21 protein-coding genes and 1 pseudogene are annotated in these 24009 nt (G+C 60.7%); 13 read left to right on the plus strand and 9 right to left on the minus strand.

The window, feature by feature from the left end; all coding sequences use genetic code 11:
• Window positions 1-184 precede the first annotated feature (184 nt).
• Together JH25_RS26355 and JH25_RS26350 are read left to right on the plus strand one after the other, a co-directional pair.
• Window positions 185-1831, plus strand: a complete 1647-nt coding sequence (locus JH25_RS26355; RefSeq protein ID WP_032875265.1) for a VRR-NUC domain-containing protein — start codon at window positions 185-187, stop codon at window positions 1829-1831.
• Entirely contained in the window at window positions 1828-4086 is a 2259-nt protein-coding gene (locus JH25_RS26350) for an ATP-dependent DNA helicase (RefSeq protein WP_032875267.1), read from the plus strand. The genes JH25_RS26355 and JH25_RS26350 overlap by 4 nt, the downstream gene beginning before the upstream one ends.
• Before the next feature lie 126 nt (window positions 4087-4212).
• Here the strand turns inward: JH25_RS26350 and JH25_RS26345 are convergent, their stop codons facing one another.
• Window positions 4213-5163: an alpha-E domain-containing protein gene (locus JH25_RS26345; protein WP_005788443.1), complete on the minus strand. Its 951-nt coding sequence runs from the start codon at window positions 5161-5163 to the stop codon at window positions 4213-4215.
• Between the two features lie 2 nt (window positions 5164-5165).
• Window positions 5166-6575 (minus strand): circularly permuted type 2 ATP-grasp protein, encoded by a 1410-nt coding sequence (locus JH25_RS26340; RefSeq protein WP_005788442.1) that lies wholly within the window; start codon window positions 6573-6575, stop codon window positions 5166-5168.
• A 360-nt stretch (window positions 6576-6935) separates the two neighbouring features.
• Between JH25_RS26340 and JH25_RS26335 the strand changes: the two genes are divergently transcribed.
• The 3 genes from JH25_RS26335 (at window position 6936) to JH25_RS29185 (ending at window position 7925) form a co-directional block, all read left to right on the plus strand.
• Window positions 6936-7481 carry a hypothetical protein gene (locus tag JH25_RS26335; protein WP_032803895.1) on the plus strand — a complete coding sequence of 182 codons (546 nt, stop codon included), beginning with the start codon at window positions 6936-6938 and terminating at the stop codon, window positions 7479-7481.
• Between the two features lie 85 nt (window positions 7482-7566).
• Entirely contained in the window at window positions 7567-7779 is a 213-nt protein-coding gene (locus tag JH25_RS26330) for a hypothetical protein (protein ID WP_032875270.1), read from the plus strand.
• An 11-nt stretch (window positions 7780-7790) separates the two neighbouring features.
• Complete coding sequence (locus JH25_RS29185) at window positions 7791-7925, plus strand: hypothetical protein (protein WP_005788437.1); 135 nt, start codon at window positions 7791-7793, stop codon at window positions 7923-7925.
• A gap of 120 nt (window positions 7926-8045) precedes the next feature.
• Here the strand turns inward: JH25_RS29185 and JH25_RS26325 are convergent, their stop codons facing one another.
• Window positions 8046-9392, minus strand: a complete 1347-nt coding sequence (locus JH25_RS26325) for a cation:proton antiporter (RefSeq protein WP_032875272.1) — start codon at window positions 9390-9392, stop codon at window positions 8046-8048.
• Window positions 9393-9587: 195 nt separating this feature from the next.
• Here JH25_RS26325 and JH25_RS26320 point away from each other — a divergent pair.
• Window positions 9588-10763, plus strand: a pseudogene (locus JH25_RS26320) (pyridoxal phosphate-dependent aminotransferase); the annotation flags it as partial.
• 58 nt (window positions 10764-10821) lie between these two features.
• Here the strand turns inward: JH25_RS26320 and JH25_RS26315 are convergent.
• On the minus strand, window positions 10822-11262 hold the full coding sequence (locus JH25_RS26315; RefSeq protein ID WP_032875274.1) for an Lrp/AsnC family transcriptional regulator: 441 nt from the start codon (window positions 11260-11262) through the stop codon (window positions 10822-10824).
• 108 nt (window positions 11263-11370) lie between these two features.
• On the opposite strand from JH25_RS26315, the gene JH25_RS26310 reads away from it, so the two are divergent.
• Window positions 11371-12273, plus strand: a complete 903-nt coding sequence (locus JH25_RS26310; RefSeq protein WP_032875275.1) for a DMT family transporter — start codon at window positions 11371-11373, stop codon at window positions 12271-12273.
• Here JH25_RS26310 and JH25_RS26305 read toward each other — a convergent pair.
• Both JH25_RS26305 and JH25_RS26300 read right to left on the minus strand, forming a co-directional pair.
• On the minus strand, window positions 12251-14230 hold the full coding sequence (locus JH25_RS26305) for a peptidase U32 family protein (RefSeq protein WP_032875276.1): 1980 nt from the start codon (window positions 14228-14230) through the stop codon (window positions 12251-12253). The two genes, JH25_RS26310 and JH25_RS26305, sit on opposite strands and share 23 nt — an antisense overlap.
• Before the next feature lie 207 nt (window positions 14231-14437).
• Complete coding sequence (locus JH25_RS26300) at window positions 14438-14818, minus strand: RidA family protein (RefSeq protein WP_032875277.1); 381 nt, start codon at window positions 14816-14818, stop codon at window positions 14438-14440.
• Between the two features lie 190 nt (window positions 14819-15008).
• Between JH25_RS26300 and JH25_RS26295 the strand changes: the two genes are divergently transcribed.
• Entirely contained in the window at window positions 15009-15776 is a 768-nt protein-coding gene (locus JH25_RS26295; RefSeq protein ID WP_164699479.1) for a hypothetical protein, read from the plus strand.
• A gap of 95 nt (window positions 15777-15871) precedes the next feature.
• Here JH25_RS26295 and JH25_RS26290 read toward each other — a convergent pair whose 3' ends face one another.
• Together JH25_RS26290 and JH25_RS26285 are read right to left on the minus strand one after the other, a co-directional pair.
• Window positions 15872-16741: an isocitrate lyase/PEP mutase family protein gene (locus JH25_RS26290; RefSeq protein WP_005788420.1), complete on the minus strand. Its 870-nt coding sequence runs from the start codon at window positions 16739-16741 to the stop codon at window positions 15872-15874.
• A gap of 109 nt (window positions 16742-16850) precedes the next feature.
• Window positions 16851-17180: a hypothetical protein gene (locus JH25_RS26285; protein ID WP_032875279.1), complete on the minus strand. Its 330-nt coding sequence runs from the start codon at window positions 17178-17180 to the stop codon at window positions 16851-16853.
• Between the two features lie 129 nt (window positions 17181-17309).
• Between JH25_RS26285 and JH25_RS26280 the strand changes: the two genes are divergently transcribed.
• From JH25_RS26280 to JH25_RS26260, 5 genes are all read left to right on the plus strand, one after another.
• Window positions 17310-18053, plus strand: a complete 744-nt coding sequence (locus tag JH25_RS26280; protein ID WP_032875287.1) for a response regulator — start codon at window positions 17310-17312, stop codon at window positions 18051-18053.
• A complete protein-coding gene (locus JH25_RS26275) occupies window positions 18050-19381 on the plus strand; it encodes an ATP-binding protein (protein WP_032875288.1) in 1332 nt (443 codons plus the stop codon). The genes JH25_RS26280 and JH25_RS26275 overlap by 4 nt, the downstream gene beginning before the upstream one ends.
• Before the next feature lie 156 nt (window positions 19382-19537).
• Entirely contained in the window at window positions 19538-20494 is a 957-nt protein-coding gene (locus JH25_RS26270) for an ABC transporter substrate-binding protein (protein WP_032875289.1), read from the plus strand.
• A 12-nt stretch (window positions 20495-20506) separates the two neighbouring features.
• A complete protein-coding gene (locus JH25_RS26265) occupies window positions 20507-21826 on the plus strand; it encodes an LLM class flavin-dependent oxidoreductase (RefSeq protein WP_032875290.1) in 1320 nt (439 codons plus the stop codon).
• 156 nt (window positions 21827-21982) lie between these two features.
• A complete protein-coding gene (locus tag JH25_RS26260; RefSeq protein WP_032875291.1) occupies window positions 21983-22912 on the plus strand; it encodes a cupin in 930 nt (309 codons plus the stop codon).
• Between the two features lies 1 nt (window position 22913).
• On the opposite strand, the gene JH25_RS26255 is transcribed toward JH25_RS26260, so the two are convergent.
• The gene (locus tag JH25_RS26255; RefSeq protein WP_032875292.1) at window positions 22914-23819 is read right to left on the minus strand and encodes a LysR family transcriptional regulator; all 906 of its coding nucleotides are present in this window, start codon (window positions 23817-23819) and stop codon (window positions 22914-22916) included.
• Window positions 23820-24009 lie beyond the last annotated feature (190 nt).

Consider the following 24009-nt stretch of genomic DNA (forward strand, 5'->3'; position numbering starts at 1 on the left):
CTTACCTTTAACCCTGAAAAGTCCCGCAGCGTCTGGCTGTGGGCTATAAATGTTACGCGATCAACTCCCTCATCTGATCGTTTTTTTGCAAAAAGTTGCAGGCGCCATTTATCTATTACCGATTGCAACAACGGCTTTGCATCGGCACTCTGTATGCATAACCAGTATTTGACTCCCTTGCGCCATGGCCAACCCCCTCGAAGACCCCTTGTATTACCTGCATAACTTCCGCCAGGTCCTGGCCTGGCTGGGGCAACGCTATGCCGATCTGCTCGATGCGGACGAACAGCATTTCATTCAGCAATTTGACAGGTTGCCCCAGGCGTCCCAGGCGTTATTGGTGCGCATGGTGATGCGCAAGGGTGTGCATTTTCGCGGCGCCAAGCTTAATTATGTGGAAATCGGCTGCCCCCATGCGGCAGCGGGCCCATTACGAGAACTGGGATGGGTGGATGACCAAAGCCCGCTGCCGTTTGCCACCTTGTTCGCCTTGCTGCAAAAGGGCGAAATCCTCGGCGCGTTCAGGCCCTGGATCGATCAGCCCAAGGGCAACAAGGCCACCTGGCTCGAACCGCTGGCGGCGCAGTTCAGCGAGCCGCGCAGTTTTGCTCAATGGTGCCCGGGCTTGGATGATGTGCTCTATAGCCTTACGGTCATGGCGTTGTGTGATCGCCTGCGCTTGATGTTCTTTGGCAACCTGCACCAGGACTGGTCCGAGTTCGTGCTGGCAGACCTGGGCATCTACACCTATGAAAAAGTCGAGATTTGCGCCGAGTCCCGCGGGTTACGCACGCGTGACGACGTGGTGGGGTTCCTGTTCCTGCACCAGTGCCAGCAAGCGTTTGAAGCCGGTGAGGCATTGGACACGCTGCTGGTGCAGATCGCCGGCCTGTGCACCGACAACCCCTGGCTGGAAAAACGCCGCGCCAAGCTGTTGTTCCAGATCGGCCAGTATTGCGAGCGCTGCGCCGAGCTTGCGCTGGCTGAACAGATCTACCTTGCCTGCGCCTATCCCGGTGCACGTGCGCGGTTGATCCGGGTCGTTGAGCGCCAAGAGGATTACGCCCGAGCGCTGGCCCTGGCCACCGCAGCTCAGCAGGCCCCGGAAAGCGCCGCTGAACAACAGCACTTGCTGCGTGTATTGCCGCGCCTGCGCCGCAAACTCGGCGAACCGGCGTTGCCCAAGGCCAAGCCGCAAGCGGTTGCACGCCTTGACCTGGCACTCGCCCAGGCGCCGCTGATGTCGGTGGAATACTGCGTCCAGGCGCACCTGAATGAGCCCGAGGCACCGGTGCATTACGTCGAGAATGGGTTGATCAACTCGCTGTTCGGCCTGTTGTGCTGGGAAGCGATTTTCGCGCCACTGCCGGGCGCGTTCTTCCATCCGTTCCAGCGTGGGCCGGCGGACCTGCACAGCGAAGACTTCCATCAACGCCGCGAGGCGTTGTTTGCTGCGTGTTTCGAGCAACTGGGGGATGAGCGCTACAAGGCCACCATCCGCCAACGTTTTCTGGACAAATGGGGTATCCAATCACCTTTCGTGTTTTGGAACCTGCTCAGCGAAGAGCTGTTGGAGCAAGCCCTGGCCTGCCTGCCCGCCGAGCACCTGCGCCATTGGTTCACACGCCTGCTGCTGGATATCCGCGCCAACCGCACCGGAATGCCGGACCTGATCCAGTTCTGGCCTGCACAAAAAACCTACCGCATGATCGAGGTCAAGGGCCCGGGCGACCGCCTGCAAGACAACCAACTGCGCTGGCTGCAATTTTGCGGCGAGTACCAGATGCCGGTCACCGTCTGTTACGTGCGCTGGGCGGAGCAACCCGCTTGAGTTACAGCGTGGCCGTACGGGCGCTGTGTGAGTTCACGGCCAAGGTCGGCGACCTTGACCTGCGCTTTACCCCGTCGCCCAGCGCCCAGGAAGGTATCGTCGGCCACCGTACGGTGGCGTCCCGGCGCAGCGCGCACTACCAGAATGAAGTCGCCCTGGAGGGGCAATACCAGCAGCTCAACGTGCGGGGCAGGGCGGACGGCTACGACCCCGACGCCAACCGCCTTGAAGAAGTCAAAACCTACCGCGGCGACCTCTCTGCCCAGCCCGCCAACCATCGGCAACTGCACTGGGCCCAGGTCAAGGTGTATGGCTGGCTGATGTGCCAGAAGCTCGGCCTCGGCGAAATCGACTTGGCGCTGGTGTACTTCGATATCGTTGGCGAAGGCGAGACGCTGCTGAACCAACGTTTCGAGGCGGCGCAGCTTGAGCGCTTTTTCAATCAGCAATGTGCGTTGTTCCTCGACTGGGCACAATTGGAAATGCAGCACCGCAATAAGCGCAACAAGGCCGCCCAAGCCCTGGCATTTCCCCATGCCGATTTTCGTCCCGGGCAGCGTACGTTGGCCGAGTCGGTCTACAAGGCGGTCAGCACCGGTCGTTGCCTGATGGCCCAGGCGCCCACGGGCATCGGCAAGACCGTCGGTACCCTCTTCCCGATGCTCAAGGCGCTGGCGCCGCAGCAGCTGGACAAGGTGTTCTTCCTTACCGCCAAAACGCCGGGGCGCAAGCTCGCCCTGGATGCCGCCCAGGTGCTGTACGACAGCAGTCCGGATCTGCCGCTGCGTGTACTTGAGCTGGTTGCACGGGACAAGGCGTGCGAACACCTGGATAAAGCCTGCCATGGTGATTCCTGCCCACTGGCCAAGGGTTTTTACGACCGCTTGCCCGCCGCCCGCCATGCCGCGTCCAGGGTTCGCCTGCTCGATCAGCGCAGCCTGCGCAGTGTGGCGCTGGCCCATGACGTGTGCCCGTATTACCTCAGCCAGGAAATGGCGCGCTGGGCCGACCTGGTGGTCGCCGACTACAACTATTTTTTCGACTTCGGCGCCCTGTTATTCGGCCTGGCGCAGTTGAACCAATGGCGTGTTGCGACGCTGGTCGACGAGGCCCATAACCTGGTGGAACGCGCCCGTTCGATGTACAGCGCCAGCCTCGACCAATACAGCCTCAAGACCTTGCGCGATACCTCGCCCGAGCCGCTGAACAAACCCTTGCAGCGCCTGAACCGCGAGTGGAACGCGTTGCACAAGGAACAAGTCGCGCCGTATCAGGCCTATGCCACCCGGCCCGACAAACTGCTACAGGCCCTGAGCCTGTGCACCAGCGCCATGGGCGACTACTTCAACGATCACCCCGAGTCCCTCAATGGCGACCTGCAAGCCTTCTACTTTGAAGCACTGCAATTTTCCAAGGTGGCCGAGCTATTCAACGAACACTTCATCTTCGACATCAGCAAGCGCCAGTTCAGTGGCAAGCGCAGTAGCTCGACCCTGTGCCTGCGTAATGTGGTGCCGGCCGAATTCATCCGGCCCCGATTGACGGCGGCTCGCAGCAGCGTGCTGTTTTCCGCGACCCTGAGCCCACGCCACTATTACGCCGATTTACTCGGGTTGCCGGCGGATACTGCCTGGGTCGATGTAGAGTCGCCGTTCAAGGCCGAGCAATTGCAGGTCAGCATCGTTGAGCGCATCTCTACACGCTTTGTGCACCGCCAGGCGTCGCTGGAACCTATTGTGGAATTGATCGCCCGGCAATTTGCCGAGCAGCCGGGCAACTACCTGGCGTTTTTCTCCAGCTTCGATTACCTGCAGCAAGTGGCGCAGTTACTCGCCGAGCGACACCCGCAGATTGCACTGTGGCTGCAGTCACGCGGCATGGCCGAGGCCGAGCGCCAGGCGTTCCTGGACCAGTTCACCCAGCACAGCCAAGGCATCGGTTTTGCGGTATTGGGCGGCGCGTTTGGCGAAGGTATCGACCTGCCGGGGGCGCGTTTGATTGGCGCTTTTATTGCCACCCTGGGCTTGCCGCAACTCAACCCGGTGAATGAACAGATCAAGGCACGCATGGGCGAGGTTTTCGGCGCGGGGTATGACTACACCTACCTGTATCCCGGCATCCAGAAGGTGGTGCAAGCGGCGGGGAGGGTGATCCGCAGCCAGCACGATCGCGGCGTGGTAATGCTGATCGATGACCGCTTTGGCGAGGCACGGGTTCGACAGTTGCTGCCGAGGTGGTGGGCGATCAATGTTTGACAGATTACGGCGATTCAAATGTGGGAGGGGGCTTGCTCCCGATTGCGGCGTATCTGCCAGCCAGTATGTAGCTGACCCACCGCTATCGGGAGCAAGCCCCCTCCCACATTTGAGCGGTGGTGTTGCTTAGATTACTTCCAGGTAAGAACTGTGTATCGCCCGCGCCAACTCGCGCACGGTGTCGATAAAGTCCGTCAACCGGGCGTGCAGTCCATCTTCCAGAATCTCATCGATCCCGGTATACCGCAGCCTTGCTTCGAACTCCGCCGCCAGGCGCTGCGCCGTGCGTCCGTAACTGCCGGGCAAGTCGGCGAGGATATGGCTCAACTCTTCGATGCACGCGTGCAGCGAGCGCGGGACATCGCTGCGTAACAGCAGTAGCTCCGAGACCGAGCGTGCATTCAGGGCGTTGGGGTATAACTCGGTGTACGCCTCGAACGAGGACAGCGCACGCAGCAGGGCGCTCCACTGGTAATAACCGCGAGCCGACAAGTCGCTGACTTCTTCGGACTCTTCACCAAACATCTCATAGCGCGCATCCAGCAGGCGCAAGGTGTTGTCGGCGCGTTCGACAAAGGTGCCAAGGCGAATAAACCGGTAGGCGTCATTGCGCATGATGGTGCCCGAGGTCGCGCCGCGAAACAGGTGCGAGCGTTGCTTGACCCAGTCGCAGAAGTGGCTGATGCCATGCCGCGCCAGGCCGCCGGCGGCGATGCTGCGCATTTCCAGCCAGGTGGCGTTGAGGTTTTCCCACATATCGGCGGTGATGCGCCCGCGCACGGCGTGGGCATTGCCTCGGGCGGCGCGCAGGCAGTTGTAGATGCTGGCCGGGTTTTCTTCGTCCAGGGCGAAGAAGTGCAACATGCGCTCGGCATCCAGGGTCTGGTGACGCTCCAGGTAGCTGTCCAGGGTGCCGCTGCTGAGCAACGACATTGCCAGCTCATCCAGGCCATCGCTGCGCCCGGCCTGGGGCATCAACGACAGTGAATAACTGACTTCCAACATGCGCGCCAGGTTCTCGGCGCGTTCCAGGTAGCGCGACATCCAGTACAGATCAGCAGCGGTTCTACTCAACATACTCAGCCCTCCACCACCCAGGTGTCCTTGGTTCCGCCGCCTTGCGACGAGTTGACGACCAGCGAGCCTTCCTTCAGCGCCACGCGGGTCAAGCCGCCCGGCACCAGGCGGGTTTCCTTGCCCGAGAGCACGAAGGGGCGCAGGTCGATATGCCGGGGCGCGATGCCGTTTTCGACAAAGGTCGGGCAGGTGGACAGGCTCAAGGTCGGTTGGGCGATATAAGCGTGGGGACGCGCCTTGATGCGCTGGCGAAAATCTTCGATCTCGGCTGCGCTGGAGGCGGGGCCCACCAACATGCCGTAGCCGCCGGAACCCTGGGTTTCCTTGACCACCAGTTGTTCCAGGTTGGCCAGCACATGGGACAGTTCATCGGGCTTGCGGCACTGGAAGGTCGGTACGTTTTGCAGCACCGGCTCCTCGTCCAGATAGAAGCGGATCATCGCCGGCACATAGGGGTAGATCGACTTGTCGTCAGCCACCCCGGTGCCGATCGCGTTGGCGAGCACCACATTACCCGCGCAATAGGCCGCCACCAGGCCGGGTACGCCGAGCATTGACTTGGGGTTGAACGCCTCGGGGTCAAGGAAGGCGTCGTCGATGCGCCGGTAGATCACGTCCACCGCCTTGGGGCCATCGGTGGTGCGCATGAATACCTTGAGGTCGTGCACGAACAGATCGGCGCCTTCGACCAGCTCCACGCCCATTTCCCGCGCCAGGAACGCGTGTTCGAAAAAAGCGCTGTTGAAGCGCCCAGGGGTCAATACCACCACATTGGGGTTATCGAGGCGGCTGGCGCTTTTCAAGGTCTTGAGCAGCAGGTTGGGGTAGTGGTCCACCGGCGCAATGCGTTGCTTGGCGAACACTTCCGGGAACAGGCGCATCATCATCTTGCGGTCTTCGAGCATGTAGCTCACGCCGCTGGGGGTACGCAGGTTGTCTTCGAGCACGTAATAGGTGCCGTCGCCGTCGCGTACCAGGTCGACACCGGAGATGTGCGAGTAAATGTCGCGGTGCAGGTCCAGGCCGACCATCGCCTTCTGATAGCCCTCGTTGCCCAGCACCTGTTCTGCCGGAATGATCCCGGCCTTGATAATGCGCTGGTCGTGGTAGATGTCGGCGAGGAACATGTTCAGTGCGTTGACCCGCTGGATACAGCCGCGCTCGATCAGGCTCCACTCACTGGCGGGGATGCTGCGGGGGATGATGTCGAAGGGAATCAGGCGTTCGGTGTCTTGCTCGTCGCCATACAGGGTGAAGGTGATCCCGGCGCGATGGAACAGCAAGTCGGCTTCACGGCGACGCTGGGCCAGCAGTTCCGGCGGCGTGTTGGCCAGCCAGCGGGAAAAATCCTGATAGTGGGCGCGGCATACGCCGTTTGCGTCATTCATTTCATCGAAGAAAGTTCGAGCCATTCCAGTACCTTGTCAGTGCCGAGGGTTTCCTGGGTGGCACTGCCGCTTAAAAAACGCATGTTCTTATGAGCCCGTGGCTGAGGGTGCCAACAGGCCTGGTCCTTACTTTCTTATGGAGTCGGCTCTGGGTCGCGGGGTAACGAATGCTCCTGTTTTCGGGTAGATGAATGGATAAAGCAAGGGATGTGCCGGAACGCACACAAGGTGGCAATTACCTATGGCGAGCGAGCTTGCTCGCTCGCCACAGAAGCGGGCTCACCACAAGGGGGCAGAGGGTGCCCTGACTTGGTGCGCAAGAAACTTGAACTTCATCCACGCCCGATTCTTCTAATGAGTCCCGTCACTTTGTGGAGCATCGTTGTGCCCCGAATCATCTCCCCAAACACGCCGGAAGCGGCCCTGACCGACCATAGTGAACACAACGCCAAGATCTTCGGCTCGCCCAAGGATCGCCTCGACTTCTACCGGCGCGAGATCCAGTACGAAACCAGCATCCTGGCCAACCGCACTGACGCTTACCTCACTGCGCAATCGTTTCTGGTGATCGCTTTCGTGTCCGGCATGGGCAACCTCAACCCGGAATGGGGCAAGCTGTTCACGCTGGTGGTGCCGGTGATCCTCGCCGCGCTGGGTATTCTCAGCTCGCTCAACGCCTGGCCTGGCATACGCGCGGCCTACCAGATCATTGATCACTGGCACTACAAGCAAAGCGAATTGCTGCGCAGCGAGCCGGTGATGGGCCTGGCCTACGATGAATCGCCGCTGTTTTCCGAAATGGAGTCCAGTCACAAGGGCTATCGCAAGTCGTTGCTGTTTTCCATGCGCGCGCCGTGGTTGTTCATGGTGTTCTGGCTGGTGCTGGGCATCTATGCGTTTTATATCCAGGTGGACAATCCACTGCGCTGAGCAATCGGACGGAACTTCACTGGGGCACGTGACGCCTTAGCTTTACGCGGTAAAGATTTATCACCGGTCTGTGAAGAGGTATGCCATGTCTACATCCAACGATCCCCAAACCAGCAACCGCAATGACCCTGCCATCGATGGTGGCGAGCCCGCTCCGGGCACCGCTGCCGATGCGCCCAAGGACCCGACGCCTGCCAGCGACCCCAAGGCCAAGGAGAACGACTACAGTCCAGACTTCAAGCCTGAGCGCGAGCACAAGCCTGAAACCGATGCCGATATCGATACCCAAGGCGGTTAACGGAGACGGTCATGTCAAAAGAACTCGACGAAGAACTCAACGACCCCGGCAATGAAGATCCGGGTTCGCTGATGGATGATGCGCAAGTGCCGCTCAACGATCTGGATGAAGCGGCCGACGTCGGCAATACCGACAGTCAGGATTGATCGGGCGGCGGGCCAAAGGGATCGGTGAGCTTGAACAGTAGGTATTCTTACTGTGCTTGATCCACTGAAACCTTCTGGCCCGGTACGCGGTTATCCGTCACGCCAAGCGCGGCGCAGGATTCATTTTTTGTGCGCGGCGCGTCGTTCGTACCACGCCAGCAAGGGCTGGGTGCTGAGGCCATGCACCATCACGCTCAGCGCGATCACCGAGAGGGTCAGGTTCACCGCCACGGCGCTGCTGGTACCGATCAGCCCATGGTTGAGCGCATAGAACAGGTAGTAGAGGCTGCCGATCCCACGAATACCAAACCAACTGACCAGGCTGCGTTGTCGCCGATCCAGCAGGCTGCCCCAAGGCATCGCAAACACGCTGAGCGGGCGAACCACACAGAACAGCAACGCCGCCACCGCCAGCGCGCGCCAATCCCAATGGCTGACCAACACGATGCCCAATACGCTGACCAGGAACACTTCCATCGAGCGCTCGACCAGGCTGCCAAAAGCCAGCATGTCGCCCATCATCACGCCGGCGGCGATCTGGGTGTCCTTCAACTGGCTGACGTCACCGTGCAGCGCCTGCTCGGGCTCGATCTCCAGATGGCCCACCACCGGCTGGGCCAGGTGCTCGGCCGGCGTTTGCGCATAACCGGTGGATTTGACCTCGGCCTGGCGCAGCCCCAGGCCCGCCGCAAACACCGACAAGAAGCCGTAGCCGCCGACCGCTTCAGCCGTCACATACGCCAGGGCAATCAGCGCGAGGGTGAGGTAGTCATTCGGTGACAGGGTGCTATCGGCATTGATCAAGCGCAGGCGCAGGGTGATACGGCCAATGCCGCGGCCCATCCAGTAACCCATCAACAGCCCGGCCGGTACCGCCCACAGCAGGTTCTTCAGCACCCAGCCGCCGAACCAGTCGCCGTCGAAACCGCCATGTTGCATGAACAGCAGGCCAAAAATCACAAAAGGAAACGCAGTGCCGTCGTTCAACCCTGCTTCGCCGGACAGGCCGAATCGCAATGCGTCATAGTCCTGGGCATTGTTGACCTGCACCAGGCCGGCCAGCACCGGATCTGTGGGCGCCAGCATCGCTCCCACCAGCAATGAAACGCCCCAGGTTAAATCGAACAGGTAGTGCAGCAACAGGCAGGTGCCGAGGATGGTCAGCAGCATCACCGGCCCGGCCATGCCAAAGGCGATGCGCCAGGTGCGGTGCTTGAGCGGCAGGCGCAATTTCAAACCGCTGACAAACAGCGAAAACAGCACCGCCACTTCCGTCAGGTGCTCCATCCAGCGCGCTGAGCCCTTCACGTCCAGGTGCAACAAGTCCACGCCCAGCGGGCCAATGGCGATGCCCAGCAACAAGCACACCGCTGAGGTGGTCACCGGCATCCAGCGCAAATAGGAGGAGGTGAGGGCGAGGGTGAGCAGTACGGCGCCCAATACGGCCAACCATAGAATGAAAGTCATCGTGCGTGTTCCAGGGCCGTGGTCTATGCAGGTTTGAGAACAGCGACCGGGAGGGGGTTCAATGTGATTGCCTGCCACGGGGACAAGGCCCTATTTATCCATTGAACGACGGTTTGCTATGCACTAAGTTGACCGATTGTTGCCGCGCGCATATTTATGGATTTGCGTCTTTATTCTTTCACCAGAGGCTCTGGCATGAGGTTTTCTCCCTTCGTTGAGCGAATTGCAGGGCAGGGCGTCGCCGCCTGGGACATCCACCACGCTGCGTTCGACGCTGCCGGCCAGGGCGAAGACGTCATCATCCTCAGCGTCGGCGACCCGGATTTCGCCACGCCGGCCTTTATCACTGACGCCGCCGTCAATGCCTTGCACGCGGGAGATTCCCACTACACCGAGATCGCCGGGCGCCCGGCCTTGCGCGAGGCGATCGCGACCCGTTACCGCCAGACCCTGGCCCGCCCGTTGGCGGCTGACAACGTCATCATCGTGCCCGGTGCGCAGAACGCGCTGTTCATCAGCTCGCTATGCCTGTTGCAGGCCGGCGACGAAGTGCTGGTGCTCGACCCGATGTACGTCACCTACGAAGCCACGCTCAAGGCCAGCGGCGCCACCCTGGTGCGGGTGCCCTGCAGTGCGCAGTCCGGCTTTCGACTGGATCCACCATTGCTCGCCGCCGCGATCACGCCGCGCACCCGGGCGATATTCTTTTCTAATCCGAACAACCCCACTGGCGTGGTGCTCAACCGGCAAGAGCTGCAAGCCATTGCGGACTTGGCGATCGCACATGACCTGTGGGTGGTAGTGGATGAGGTCTATGAAAGCCTGGTGTTCGACGGTGAATACCACAGCCTGGCGGCGTTGCCGGGCATGGCGCAGCGCTGCATTGTGATCGGCAGCTTGTCCAAGTCCCATGCCATGACCGGCTGGCGAATCGGTTGGCTCATCGCCCCAGCGCAAATGGTGCAGCACGCTGAAACCCTGCTGTTGAGCATGATGTACGGCTTGCCCGGCTTCGTGATGGAGGCGGCGACAGCTGCGGTGTTGGCCCATGACGAAGTCACGCAAGGCATGCGTGAGACTTACCGACGCCGACGCGACCTGGTGGTGACTGCCTTGAGCGCCTGCCCGGGCATCCGCGTGCAGGCGCCGCAAGCGGGCATGTTTGTGTTGGTGGATGTGCGCGATACGGGCCTGGGGTCCCTGGATTTCGCCTGGCGCCTGTTTCGTGAAACTGGCGTGTCGGTGCTGGACGCGGCAGCCTTCGGCGAGCCTGCCCAGGGCTTCGTTCGGCTTTCCTTTACCTTGGGCGAGGAGCGTCTGGCGCAAGCCTGTCGGCGGATTGTGCTGTTTGTTGAACAGCTTGCCAGTGAGCGGGCCGTGCACTGGGCGTGAGTACTTGCCCAACTCTCCCACAGGCTACGCAGCCCTGTTAGTCAGCCAACGGCGGCAAACGCCGTTTCACCGGGGTTTTCTTGACGATAGCGGTGTTGGTCTCGGCATAGGTATTCAGCCGGTCCAGCAGCGTGTCGAGGTGCTCCATGGTGCGTACATGCAGGCGTGCGATAAAGCAGTCGTCGCCCGTGACCTTATCGCATTCTGTGAACTCGGGGATCGCCTGGATCTGGCGTTCCACTTCCTGCAGTTTGCCGGGCAGGGGGCGGATGCGCACGATGGCTTGCAGCAGGTAGCCGAAGTGCTTGGGGTCGATGTCGACGGTGTAGTGGGTCAGCACGCCGCGCTCTTCCAGGCGGCGCAGACGTTCGCTGACGCTCGGCGAAGACAAACCGGTGATGCCCGCCAGGGTCTTGAGGGACAGGCGCGAGTCGTCCATCAAGGCGGCGATCAATTGCTGGTCGATAGTGTCGATCATGAGCTTTGCCTAATAAGAAAAGGTGAATCCTGGGTTTTGCCTTTTTTAGTCGCTGTAGCCGTGTCGAGCAGATTGCCATAATTGAGCCTCACTTGAGGAGCCTCAATCATGGATACATCAATCCGTCGCGGAACCTGGGAAATGATCGCTGCCATGCTGATCTCCGGCACCATTGGCTGGTTTGTGCTGGTGTCGGGCGTGTCGGTGCTTGAGGTGGTGTTCTGGCGTTGCGTGATTGGCGCGCTGACACTGCTGCTGGTCTGCGCGTTGCTGGGGTATTTGCGCCTGGAGTTACTCAACTGGGCCAAGCTAGGGCTGGCAGTGCTCAGCGGCGTGGCGATCGTCGGTAACTGGCTGTTGCTGTTCGAGTCCTATTCCCGTGCGTCGATCGCGATCAGCACGGCGGTGTACAACGTGCAGCCGTTCATACTGGTGATGCTGGCAGCGGTGTTTCTCGGTGAGAAGATCACCGTGCAGAAAATGGCATGGCTGAGTGTGGCGTTCCTGGGCATGTTGGCGATCGTGACCGCCCATGGTGAGCAATCGGGTGGCGGGAACTATCTTGCTGGCATTGCCTTGGCCTTGGGCGCGGCATTTTTGTACGCGGTGGCGGCGCTGATCATCAAACGCCTGAAGGACGTACCGCCGCATTTGATGGCGTTGATCCAGGTGACCACCGGCGCCGTGCTGCTGGCGCCGCTGGTGCCCTGGCACAGCTTGCCCGGGTCGACCACTGCCTGGGCGGCACTGGCGACATTGGGCGTGGTGCATACCGGTTTGATGTATGTGTTGCTGTACGGGGCTATTCAGAAGCTGCCCACGGCGATGACCGGCGCGTTGTCGTTCATCTATCCGATTGCGGCGATCCTGGTCGACTGGATCGCGTTCGGGCATCGCCTGGGGTGGCTGCAATGGCTGGGTGTGGCGGCGATTCTGCTGGCCGCTGCCGGGCTGCAGCGGGGCTGGTGGTGGCCCCGCGCCCGTCAGCTCAGTGCGTGCCCTGATAGATGAGGTTTTCCGGGTTGAAATGCTCTACAGCACTGCCCGGCTGCGGCAACCCAAGAATATGCCCCTTGATCTTGCCCACCACATGCATCTCGCACGGCTTGCAATCGAACTTCAAGGTCAGCACTTCGTCGCCGTGGATCAACTGCATCGGCGCGACCTTGGTCTTCACGCCGGTGACGCCCTTGGCCTGTTTGGGGCACAGGTTGAACGAGAAACGCAGGCAATGCTTGGTGATCATCACTGGCACTTCGCCGGTTTCTTCGTGGGCTTCGAAGGCCGCATCGATCAGCTTCACGCCGTGACGGTGGTAGAAGTCGCGGGCCTTCTGGTTATAGACGTTGGCCAGGAATGACAGATGCGCATCCGGATACACCGGCGGCGGGGTGGTCTCGGCCTTGCGTCCACCCCGAGGGTGCGCCTTGATGCGGGCGGCGGTCAGGGCTTCGATCACTTCACGGCGCATGGCCTTGAGCTGCGAGTTGGGGATGAAGAACGCCTGCGGCGCGTCCAGCTCGATGCGGGTGGCGTGATACTCCGTAGTGCCGAGCTGGCCGAGCAGATCGCGCAGGGTGTCCAGTGCCTGTTCCGGCTTGTTGGCTACACCAAACGGGCCGGGCAGGGTGACACTGGCGCTGATGCCTTCTTCGCTGGTGGCGGTGAGGTGCAACTGCTCTTCACGCAGGCGTGCAACCCACGCCAGGCCGATACGGCGTTCGGCGGACGTCTTGAGCAGTGCCTGTTGCCAGTTATGGTCCAGGTTACGGTTCAAAGGATGGTTGGGGCGCAACTGATGCAGGCCGGCCGGCATTTCATTCGGCTCGACGCGGTAGCGATAGCGTTTCTCGCCGTCTTCTTCGAACTCGCCTTTAGGCTCGGCGATATTGGCGCGGAACCCTACCACTTCACGCTTGACCAGCACATTCAGACCATCGCCGTTGGAAAGCGGCTCATGGGTGACTACCTGCAAGTCGCGCTTGCCGGCTTTTTCCACCACACCCACGGGCAGGCCGGTGAAGGTCGGGGTGTCGAACGCGCCGATGTCGATCTTGCGATCGGTGACGAAATAGTCGGTGCTGCCACGGTGGAAGGTTTTTTCGGGGTCGGGCACGAAGAAGTGCGCGGTACGCCCGCTGGAGGCGCGGGCCAGGTCCGGGCGGTCTTCGAGGATTTCGTCGAGGCGCTGGCGGTAGTAGGCGGTGATGTTCTTCACATAGCCCATGTCCTTGTAGCGGCCTTCGATCTTGAACGAACGCACACCCGCTTCGACCAGCGCGCGCAGGTTGGCGCTCTGGTTGTTGTCCTTCATCGACAGCAAGTGCTTTTCAAAGGCCACGACGCGGCCCTGGTCATCTTTCAAGGTGTACGGCAGACGGCAGGCCTGGGAGCAATCGCCACGGTTGGCACTGCGGCCATTCTGCGCATGGGAAATATTGCACTGCCCGGAGAACGCCACGCACAGGGCGCCGTGGATAAAGAATTCGATGGCGGCATCGGTTTCGTCGGCGATCGCGCGGATTTCCTGCAGGTTCAGCTCACGGGCCAATACCAATTGCGAGAAACCGGCCTGGTCAAGAAACTTTGCCCGGCCCAGGGTGCGGATGTCGGTCTGGGTGCTGGCGTGTAGCTCGATGGGCGGAATATCCAGCTCCATCACGCCCAGATCCTGCACGATCAACGCGTCTACACCTGCGTCATACAGCTGGTGGATCAGCTTGCGCGCCGGCTCCAGCTCGTTGTCATGCAAAATGGTGTTGATGGTGGTGAAGACGCGGGCGTGGTATCGACGGGCGAATTCCACCAGCTGCGCGATATCGCTCACGTCGTTACACGCATTATGGCGAGCGCCGAAGCTCGGCCCGCCGATATAAATGGCGTCGGCGCCATGCAGAATGGCCTCGCGCGCAATGGCGACATCGCGGGCAGGGCTGAGCAATTCAAGGTGATGCTTGGGCAAGGACATAGTTTTTTTAGTCAGGCTTGTCACGGTCGAGGCGCGCATTGTAGCCGTGAAATGCCCGGCCGGCATCTACCGCAGGGCTGTCGGGCCCAGGGCCCTGTGTGGGAGGGGGCTTGCTCCCGATGAGGGTGTGTCAGTAATTAAAACTGTTCTGACCCACCGCTATCGGGAGCAAGCCCCCTCCCACATTGTTCATAGCGCTCTGAGATATCAGGCTTTGGCAGCCATTGCCGTTACTTCAACACGCATCCCGTCCACCGCCAACGCAGCCACGCCCACCGCAGCCCGCACCGGCCATGGCTTGGCGAAAAAGCGCTTGTAGACTTCATTGAACGCAGCGCGGTCGGCCATATCGGTGAGGTAGATGGTCAGGTGCATCACCCGATCCATGGAACTGCCGGCTTTTTCCAGCGCGACTTTGAGCGCTTGCAGGGTGCATTCGCTTTGCAGGGTGATGTCGCCCAGCTCCAGGCTGCCGTCGGCGTGGGTCGGGATTTGGGTCGAGACCAGAATGCCGTTGAAGCCGATGACATCGGAGGAGATGGAGTCGGCATCTGGGTCGGGAGTGAAAGAAAGATCGTGGTTGGCCATGTAGGTCTCATGTGCAGTGCGGATCGAAGGTTGGCGAACAGTTTAAACACTGCCCGCTCGAAGGTCACGGCGCCTGCGTCTGTAGTTGCTGCCCCCTCTAACAGGTAAGCTTGCGCCAGCATGTCAGTGAACGAACGATAGGGATATTGGAATGGTAGTTAAGTTAATGACGACGGCAGCGTGCTGGGACATGGACGCTAACGTGTCGGCCAGTTTTGCGCACGCGGCCCCCAAGGACCTGTTTTATTTTTGCCCTTGTTGCCTTGAGGAGGTCGTTGCGGCCATTTCAATTCTGGGCAACTTCTATTTCAGGGCGCTGAACTCTCACAAACCGCGCTGTGTGAACGAAAAAGCCCCGTCTCATGCGTCTGCGTTTCCAGGAGTGTCAGCCCCGCGACCGGCCTATATCGCGCCGCCGCTTATCCCAAGCCACTTGGGCAAACTCTCCACGCGGCGCAAAAACGCCAAACCAACGGTTACCGAGATGCAAGCTCTGGCCTCGTCGCTCCAAGCGTCGACGTCTGCGGTTATACACCCAGGCACGTTGGCTGAAGTTGTAGAAGCATGGTCTGCTATGACCGTAAACGTCCGTCAGCGAACATCGCTATCTATCGCGGGCCAGCAACTGACCTATTTCGATGCGTTTGCGCAGCTTACTGCCGCTCAAAAGAACATTGCGTCCCTGGGATGTGATCGACTCATCACCCATGCTCAGGCGACGGTGTCACTGCTGGATAACGTAGTTTTAGTCGTAACCTGGCTCAAGTTCGATACACAAAACAAACCCGTGCCGATCAGGGTAAAAATGAAGAGCAGTGATCCAGTAGCCAATCAATTGGCCAAAGGTCAGCACGTAAGGCTGTTTCTGCATGGTCCTGCCCCTGTACTCAATGCTCAGCAAAAATACTTCGAAATGCAGAACATCAGCGAGTACCTGGGATTCATTGTGATGAGGTAAAACAACCGTTTTGCGCCATCACAGTTTTTACCGCGGTGAGCCTGGCGGCTGGATGAGTCCGGTGCTGACAAGACGCATCAGCACCGGCACGGCAATTACTCTTTAACGTCCATGAACTCTTCAGCCCACGCCACATAGCTCTCCGGCAACGTGTAGGTGTGGGTCAGCTCCGTGGCGCTGAGATTGGACGTGCTATGGGTAAGCTGGCGTTGCGCACGCAGGCTGTCGTAGGTGGCCTTGATCGCGGCGAAGTAGGCGCCATGCCCGGCTACGACGATGCGCACGCCCAGGCTGGCCAGGCGCTCGCTGTCATGCAGTTGCGGGTTGCCGTAGGTCACCAGCATCAACGGCACGCTGAGGTTCTCGGCGATTTGCTCCAGGTGCTCGAAGTCTTTGACGCCAACCATGCAGATACCATCGGCGCCGGCCTTTTCGTAGGCTTTGGTGCGGGCGATAACATCGGCGGTGGGCAACACGCCGGCGTTGGTGCGGGCAATGATCGACAATGCGGGGTCGACGCGCGCCTCAATGGCTGCCTTGACCTTGCCGATGCCTTCTTCTACCGAGATCAAATCGGTGGACTTGCGCCCGAATTGCGCCGGCAGCAGGGTGTCTTCAATGGTCAGCGCGGCGACACCGGCGCGTTCCAGTTCTTCGACGGTACGCATCACGTTCAGCGCATTACCGTAGCCGTGGTCGGCGTCGGCAATGAAGGGTAACTGGGCGACGCGGCCAATGCGGGTGGCTTGCTCAACGAACTCACTCAGGGTAATCAACGCAAAATCGGGGGCCGCCAGCACCTGCAGGGAGGCGACTGAACCGCCCAGGATTCCGACTTCAAAACCCAGGTCGGCTGCGATGCGGGCAGACATGGGGTCGAATACGGAGGCGGTTTCAACGCAGATGGGCGTTGCCAGCAGGTCACGGAAGTTACGGCGTAGCGCTGAGTGAGAAATCTTGGGCATGTTCTTTCCTGGCTTTGGTCATCGTCAAGTGACGATCAATGTCTATTCGTGGTGCCGGGAGATTACCACGCAGACGGGCAGGGGATTATGACGTTTGAGCGGGGCCGTGCTATTGAGCGACGGCGCTGTATGAACCAGGAGCGTCGTTCGGATTATCCTGAGAGCATTCGATGTGCAACTGCCCATGGGTCATGATCCAATGGACAAGCTCGGCGATGGGGATGGAGTGGGCATACTCGACCCAGCGCCCGGCGTCGGGGCTGTAATGTTCGAAGTAGCGGCGCAATACGATGCGGTCCTGGTCCGCCGTCAGGCCCAGGCAGGATTCCTGGAACAGCATGGGGCTGTCCTGTGCGGGGGACGATGTGCGCTGGCTCAGCACCAATGGCCGCCCGGTGTCCTGTGCCTGCTCGGTATACCTGCTGCTAGAAACCTTCATGAACGTCTCCTTGAATGGAAGGCGTGCAGGATGCCCGACGGGTTTTTCCCGAAGATGTCCGGGTTGTGTCCGTGGCGAAGGAATGTTGCTCGATTGAAATAAATGACCCCGGCGCCGGAATGGTTTTAGATGTTTTCCTTTTTTGCCAGGGGACCTGGGAACGTGAGCAGACTGCTGATCGTCGACGACGACGGAGAAATTCGGGCATTGCTGAAGAAGTTCTTCGTGCAGCACGCCTATGAAGTCGACGTGGCTGCCGACGGAGAAGCCATGTGGGCAGCCATCGCCCGGCAGCGGCCAGACACCATTATCCTTGACCTCATGCTGCCCGGTGAAGGCGGCCTTAGCCTGTGCCAGAAAGTCCGGGCGCAGATGGGCATTCCAATCATCATGCTCACGGCCATGGGCGAGCTCAGTGATCGCATCGTCGGCCTGGAGCTGGGCGCCGACGACTATCTGACCAAACCGTTTGCCCCCCGCGAATTGCTGGCCCGTCTGCGTGCGGTGCAACGGCGGGCGGGGCAGCCCGTCGGCGCTGGCAGTGAGCATTCCCGGCCAATCATCGCGTTCGCCGGTTGGCATCTGGATATTACCTGCCGCGAGCTGCGCTCTCCCGAGGGCGTGATGATTCCGCTGTCCGGTGGCGAATTCGACTTGCTGGTGGTGTTTCTTGAGCATCCTCAGCGCATCCTCACCCGCGACCAATTGATCGACCTGACCCACGGCCGGGACCACGACGCCTTCGACCGCAGCATCGACGTGCAGGTCAGCCGACTGCGGCGCAAGATCGAGCCCGATTGCAAACGCCCGGACCTGATCCGCACGGTACGCAATGGCGGCTATCTGTTCACCGCCCCGGTCACCCGGTCATGATCCGCGACCTGGTGCGTCGCGACACCCTGAACCGGCGCATCGCCCTGACCATTCTCGCCGCGATGCTCGCTTCGCTGGCGCTTAATGCCTTGTTCGTCCAGGTTGCCGGGGTCTGGGCGCGCCCGCCGATCGAGCGCACGGGGTTGCTGGAGCAGATGGCCGCCACCACCAAAGTCATCGAAGCCGCGCCTGCAACGCTGCGTTCGCAACTGGCGGCAGCGGCCAGCGATGCCCGCCTGCATGTGGCCTGGCATAACGACCCTGCGGATTTCGGCCTTCCCGACGGCAACACGGCGCTTCAAACGGGCGAAGTCCCGGGGATACAAGCACTGTTTGGCACTGGGCGACAAATTAAGGTGTTCAGCCCCAACGATTGGCCGCGTGGCAGCCCCGAAGCGCACTATGTTGCGCTCGTGCAGTTGCTCGATGGCAGCTGGCTGTCATTCGTCCCGCCTGAACGCACGTGGGGGCTGAGCGCGCCCACGCGCATCGCGGTGATCATCACCCTGGGGTTGATCGCGACCTTGTTGGTGGCCTGGCTCGCGACCCGGCAATTGGCCCAACCGTTGCAGCGTTTCGCCAGTGCCGCCAGGCGTTTTGGTGGTGATTTGCGCGCTCCGCCCATCGACAGCGAAGGCCCCCACGAAATACGCCAGGCCATCATCGCCTTCAACACCATGCAGGCGCAGATCCAGCATTTCATTGGCGAACGCACCCATATGCTCGCGGCGATTTCCCACGACTTGCGCGCGCCTTTGACGCGGATTCGCCTGCGTTGCGAGTTCATGGAGGATCTGGACCATCAGCACAAACTGATTCGCGATGTCGAGGAAATGCAGTCGATGATCAACGCTGCGCTGGCGTTCTTTCGCGACGATACGGTGCTGGAGCAACGCACCGCATTCGATCTGTCGGAGCTGCTGCAAACCATCATCGATGACTATCGCGACCAGCATCTTGCGGTGGATTTCATTGGGCCGGCCCACCTGGTCTATCACGGACGCCCATTGGGGCTTAAGCGGGTGATCGTCAACCTGCTGGAGAACACCGCCAAATATGCGTGTCACCCTGGCATCTCTCTGAGTGCGGACGGTCAGCGCATCTGCATTGAGGTTCATGACCAGGGGCGGGGGATTCCCGAGGCTGACCTTGAGCGCGTATTCGATCCATTCTTTCGCCTCGAAACCTCGCGCAATCGAAATACCGGTGGCGTGGGTCTCGGGCTTTCAGCAGCGCGCGCCATTGTGCGCGAGCAGGGCGGCGAACTGACGCTAAGCAACCGTCTACGTGGCTCAGGCTTGGTGGCGCGGGTCGAGCTGCCTCGATAGCCTGATGCGGTGCGCGCATTATTTACGCATTACGTTATGCGTTATAGGTATTTTACACGCGCCTCTTAGAACCGCATCGTATTGATCCTTACGAACATTGCCGAGACCGCACGCGCGGATCGACTTGACTGCCCAACACGGCATCTGGAGACGAGCGTGCGTTACCTGACAACACTGGCGGCCGGGTTGGCCGCCACCTTGCTAAGCCTGACGGCACAGGCACAAACCCTGGTCGTGGGTGACCAGAGCTATAACGCCCAAGCGGTGATGGAAGCGGCGGGGGTGCTGGATGATCTGCCCTATACCCTGGAGTGGAAGCAATTCACCGCCGGGTCACCGGTGGCCGAAGCGCTCAACGTCGGCAGCCTGGATATCGGCCTGCTGGGCGATGCGCCGGTATTGTTCCTGGGCGCATTGGGCGCACCGATCAAGGTGATTGCCGTCAGCCGCCAGAATCTTGCGGGCGTGGCGATCCTGGTGAGAAAGGATTCGTCGATCCACAGCCTGGCCGATCTTGCGGGCAAGCGCGCGGCCATCTGGAAGGGCTCCTGGAGCCAGCAACTGCTGCTGACTGCATTGGATAAAGCCGGGGTTGCACGGGACTCTCTGGAGTTGCGCTACCTCAGCGCGCTGGATGCGTCCCATGCGCTGGAGGGCGGCGCGGTTGACGTCATCGCCACCTGGGAGCCGTATGTCACGCAACAGGAACGCCAGGGTGCGCGAGTGCTGGCGACCGCCGAGGGGCTGATCCCGGCCCAGAGCTTCATTGCCGCCAACGCCAATGCGGTAGAGGCCAAGCGTGAGCCTATCAGCGACTTTCTCCAGCGGCTGAAAAAAGCCCGTGACTGGGCTCGCCAAAACCCGGCCAACGCCGATGCCTATGCCGATGCCTGGGCCAAGCGCACCCGTGCCGACGCCGACATCGCCCGTGTGTGGTTTGCTCGGGCGCGCACCACCGTCGAGCCACTGACCGCCCAGGTGCCTGTGGAAGCGCAAAAGACCGTGGACTTTTTCGCCAGCCAGGGCCTGATCAAGGCTTACCCGGCCGCCCAACTGTTTGACCTTTCCTTCGCGGCGTCCTTGCAGCCCGCCGTCGCCAGCCGCCAGCCCTGAAGAGGTCTCGTCATGACTAAAAGACAGCTCAAACTGGGCGCCCTGACCATGGGCAGTGGTGGCCCGGGCCGGCATAACCTGTGGCTCGACCCGCAACTGCCGGCCGATGCCAGCGTCAACGTCGACTGGTACATCGAGATTGCGCGCCAGGCCGAGGCGGCGCTGTTCGACTTGATGTTTATCGTCGACAGCCAATTTATCACCCCCGGCTCGCCGTCCCATTACCTCAACCGCCTGGAGCCGCTGACACTGTTATCGGCGCTGGCGGTGAGTACCCGGCATATCGGCCTGGTTGGCACGCTGACCACCTCCTACAACTCGCCGTATAACGTGGCGCGGCGCCTGGCGTCCCTGGATTTGATCAGCAAAGGCCGCGCCGGCTGGAACGTGGTCACCAGCGGTGATGCTGGCACCGCAGGCAATTACAGCCGCGATGAACATTATGACTACGCCACCCGCTATGGCCGCGCCGCCGAACACGTCCAGGTGGTGCAGGGGTTGTGGAACTCTTACGAAGACGATGCGTTTGTGCGCGACCGCGCTACCGGCCAGTTTCTCGACCCCAGCAAGCTGCACAGCCTGAACCACCAGGGCGAACATTTTCGCGTGGTCGGCCCGCTGAATATCCAACGCTCACCCCAGGGCCAACCGGTGATCTTTCAGGCCGGAGATTCCGAGCCAGGCCGCGATCTGGGCGCAGCCACGGCGGACGTGATCTTCACCCATGCGGCCAGCATCGAGCAGGGCCAGGCGTTTTACCGGGATATCAAGGGCAGGGCGGCACAAAGAGGGCGCGATCCGGAGCAGTTATTGATCATGCCCGGTGCGGAAGTCTATGTGGGTGACACTGATGCACAGGCCCGGGAAATCGAGCAGCACTACCATCAACTCGACCATAGTTTTGAACTGGCGCTCAAGGAGTTCGGGCGTAATTTCGGCTGGCATGATTTCAGCCAGTACGACCTGGATGCGCCATTCCCGCAAGAGAGCCTGGAAGCGGCGCGCAGCAGTTTTTTCACCAATGCCAAACGCATCGCCGATCAGGCGCGGGAGAAGGGTTTCACCTTGCGCCAGGCCATTGAGTTTGGTCGGCAACTGCGTCCTGGCGCCTTCGTGGGTAGCGCCGATACGGTGGCGCAGAAAATGGCCGCCTGGCTCCAGGCGCGGGCTGTGGACGGGTTCAATATCTACATCGGCCACCCCGGGCAGTTCGATCGATTCACCCGGGAGGTGATTCCGTTGTTGCAGGAACGCGGGGTTTACCGCACAGAGTATGAAGGCTCGACTTTGCGCGAAAGTCTGGGGTTGGCGATACCACGGTTCAAGGTTTGATAGCGGTGCCGACGGGGCGCCAAACACCTCCCCGTTTCGCATAACTGCTGTGCAGTACCAGGGATTAATCCGCCAGCGCGCACTGCCTATAGTTCATTCACACACCGCAGCGTTTAAAAGCGCTGCGGGCTCCAGCCAAAAACTGAGATGAGCCTGATGAACGAATTCAACCCTGTGCCGACGGATATAAACCAAATGGACGCCGAGTACTTCGAGTACAGCAAAGCGGCCAACCCCATCAGTGCCAACCTTATTGCGCGCATTCCCTACCACAGCTTTCCCGCCTCGTTATACGACAGTGGCCCTTCACGCGTGGTACCGCTGGACCTCAGCGACGCTTTGGGCTGCGAAGGCCCTGCGACAGGCCCCGGGCTGTGCGCGAATTTCATGCGCCTTAACCGTGGCGACACGCTGACCGTGCAACCCAATGCGACGTCCCAGGTGTTCTACGTGATCGCCGGCGAGGGCAGCGTGGTTCAGGGCGAACATGAGATTCAATGGTCAAAAGGTTGTTTTATGGCCTTGCCTGGCTTGCAGGCAGCACACTTCAGCGCCCGCCAGGATGCCCGTCTTTACTACGTGCACGATGAACCGTTATTGCGTTACTTGGGGGTGGCACGCAGCGCAGACCGCTTCGCACCGACGTTGTACCCCGCAGAACTGGCTAACGCCAAGCTGCGTGAAGCGGCCGACGATCCTCGTGCGCAAGACCGCAGCCGCATCAGCATTTTGCTGGGCAACCGCAATTTCCCCCAGACGCGCACCGTGACCCATGTGCTGTGGGCCATGTATGGGATCCTGCCGGCAGGCTCGGTACAGAAACCTCACCGGCATCAGTCGATTGCGCTGGATTTCATCATTGATTGCCCGCCGGGCTGTTACTCGCTGGTGGGCACCGAGTTGGACGCGGACGGGCAGATTCGCAATCCGCAGCGGGTGGACTGGTCGCCTGGCCTGGCATTTGTCACGCCGCCGGGGTACTGGCACGCGCACTTCAATGAATCGGATACCGAGGCGTTCCTGATTCCGATTCAGGACGCAGGGCTGCAAACCTATCTGCGCTCCCTGGATATTCGTTTCAGTTGAGTCATGTCCACTCAGGCGTTTCGCCCAGTCGCTCAACGATAAAGTCGATAAAGCACCTGACCTTGGACGACACGATGCGCTTGGGCGGGTAGACAAACCACACGGCGAAGTCGCGCTCGACATCGCGTATTCGCCATTGCGGCAGCCACACGAGCAACTCGCCGGCCTGGATGCTCTGGGCGACCAACCAATCCGGCAAAAGGGCAAAGCCCAGCCCCTGGCGTGCGGCGATCAGTTGTGCGTCGAGATCATTTATCCGAATGCAGCCGTTGTGCAGCAGCGGTGATACCTGGTCGCCGCAGTCAAAGCTGATAGCGCCCGTAGGCAGCGTACCCAACACCGCGGGCAAACCGGCGAGGTCGGCAGGGGTTGAGGGTGCAGGGTGCTGCCTGGCAAAAGCCGGGCTGACCACCACACGGTAATGGCCATCGCAGAGTTTGCGGGCCTTGAGCGTCGAATCGGCCAGCGCGCCAATGCGTATGGCTAGATCGACGCCGGCATGAATCAGGTTGACCTGAGCATTATCCAATACCAATTCCACACTGATTTGCGGGTAGCGCGCGCAAAAGTCCTTCAAGGCTGGAAGGATGTGATGGCGGGCGAATGCCGGCGGCAGGTTGAGCTTCAACAAGCCCCTGGGCTGCTGGTTCAACGCAGACGTCGCCGCCTTGGCGTGTTCCAGTTCATCCAGCACCCTGCGGGCGTGCATCAGGAAGGTCTGGCCGCCTTCGGTCAGGTGCAAGGTGCGCGTGGAGCGGTTGAACAACGCGATACCCAGGTCTTGCTCAAGATCCTTTATATAGCGTGAAACCGTGGACGCCTTGATCCCCAAACGCTCGGCTGCGCGGGAGAAGTTATTGCCTTCGGCAGCTTCGACGAAGGCGGTGAGGGCACTGAAATAGTCCAAGGGCAGCCTCGGGGCAGGGCAGGAAAGTTGGCAGGTTGTTGAAGTTTGCAGGGCGCTGTCAACTCGTAACTATCGTCATTTGCTGGCACAAGCTTGATCCTGGTCAGGTAACGCTGCTGCCACGCTCTATAACCTTGGGCTTCCATCAAAGGCCAGGGACGGCTCAAGGAGCACCTCTGGTCGCCCAATC

Source organism: Pseudomonas sp. BRG-100 (genome assembly GCF_000737955.1).
In the GTDB taxonomy this organism is placed as follows: Bacteria; Pseudomonadota; Gammaproteobacteria; order Pseudomonadales; family Pseudomonadaceae; genus Aquipseudomonas; species Aquipseudomonas synxantha_A.

What these genes read in the sequence shown, in the direction of transcription:
- JH25_RS26355 (WP_032875265.1), top strand. Translation starts at nt 185, where the DNA reads ATGGCCAACCCCCTCGAAGACCCCTTGTATTACCTGCATAACTTCCGC.
- JH25_RS26345 (WP_005788443.1), bottom strand. Translation starts at nt 5,163, where the DNA reads ATGTTGAGTAGAACCGCTGCTGATCTGTACTGGATGTCGCGCTACCTG.
- JH25_RS26340 (WP_005788442.1), bottom strand. Translation starts at nt 6,575, where the DNA reads ATGGCTCGAACTTTCTTCGATGAAATGAATGACGCAAACGGCGTATGC.
- JH25_RS26330 (WP_032875270.1), top strand. Translation starts at nt 7,567, where the DNA reads ATGTCTACATCCAACGATCCCCAAACCAGCAACCGCAATGACCCTGCC.
- JH25_RS29185 (WP_005788437.1), top strand. Translation starts at nt 7,791, where the DNA reads ATGTCAAAAGAACTCGACGAAGAACTCAACGACCCCGGCAATGAAGAT.
- JH25_RS26325 (WP_032875272.1), bottom strand. Translation starts at nt 9,392, where the DNA reads ATGACTTTCATTCTATGGTTGGCCGTATTGGGCGCCGTACTGCTCACC.
- JH25_RS26315 (WP_032875274.1), bottom strand. Translation starts at nt 11,262, where the DNA reads ATGATCGACACTATCGACCAGCAATTGATCGCCGCCTTGATGGACGAC.
- JH25_RS26310 (WP_032875275.1), top strand. Translation starts at nt 11,371, where the DNA reads ATGGATACATCAATCCGTCGCGGAACCTGGGAAATGATCGCTGCCATG.
- JH25_RS26305 (WP_032875276.1), bottom strand. Translation starts at nt 14,230, where the DNA reads ATGTCCTTGCCCAAGCATCACCTTGAATTGCTCAGCCCTGCCCGCGAT.
- JH25_RS26300 (WP_032875277.1), bottom strand. Translation starts at nt 14,818, where the DNA reads ATGGCCAACCACGATCTTTCTTTCACTCCCGACCCAGATGCCGACTCC.
- JH25_RS26295 (WP_164699479.1), top strand. Translation starts at nt 15,009, where the DNA reads ATGGACGCTAACGTGTCGGCCAGTTTTGCGCACGCGGCCCCCAAGGAC.
- JH25_RS26290 (WP_005788420.1), bottom strand. Translation starts at nt 16,741, where the DNA reads ATGCCCAAGATTTCTCACTCAGCGCTACGCCGTAACTTCCGTGACCTG.
- JH25_RS26285 (WP_032875279.1), bottom strand. Translation starts at nt 17,180, where the DNA reads ATGAAGGTTTCTAGCAGCAGGTATACCGAGCAGGCACAGGACACCGGG.
- JH25_RS26280 (WP_032875287.1), top strand. Translation starts at nt 17,310, where the DNA reads ATGTTTTCCTTTTTTGCCAGGGGACCTGGGAACGTGAGCAGACTGCTG.
- JH25_RS26275 (WP_032875288.1), top strand. Translation starts at nt 18,050, where the DNA reads ATGATCCGCGACCTGGTGCGTCGCGACACCCTGAACCGGCGCATCGCC.
- JH25_RS26265 (WP_032875290.1), top strand. Translation starts at nt 20,507, where the DNA reads ATGACTAAAAGACAGCTCAAACTGGGCGCCCTGACCATGGGCAGTGGT.
- JH25_RS26260 (WP_032875291.1), top strand. Translation starts at nt 21,983, where the DNA reads ATGAACGAATTCAACCCTGTGCCGACGGATATAAACCAAATGGACGCC.